Source organism: Burkholderia sp. 3C, assembly GCF_054589155.1.
In genome coordinates this window covers 1-325 of sequence record NZ_BAAILN010000082.1, presented here as the reverse complement: position 1 = coordinate 325, position 325 = coordinate 1, and the positions used below count along the sequence as shown (strand labels likewise).

At 61.5% G+C, this 325-nt stretch carries 1 protein-coding gene; it reads left to right on the top strand.

Features of this window, described 5'->3' with window-relative positions:
* Positions 1-325: DUF6396 domain-containing protein (locus ACYP33_RS14415; protein ID WP_459622488.1), on the top strand; the 325-nt coding region annotated here is incomplete at both ends.

Sequence of the window (325 nt, the reverse complement as noted above, 5' to 3'; positions counted from 1 at the left end):
GTGGCAGGGGGGGATCGGCTTGCTGCCTTGACGCTTGAGGAGGGATTTGGAGCGCCTCCTGAGACAAACGGATTGTATTACCTCGCGTTACCCGATGATCCGGAGCGATCCCGTCGGTACGAGTTGATCTGGAAGTTCTTCGATCGCAACGACGGTCGCAACCCCAAAGTCCCGGACATCGACAAGATCGTTCCGCTGCCGCCCGCCAAGCTGCCGGCATGGGACGGCACGTTCCAGTGGCAGAAAGAGCAGGACGCTGCGGTGCCGCCGCCCAAGCCGTCGGAAGAACTGCTCGACCAGCTTGCGAAGGCAAAGCACCTCGATC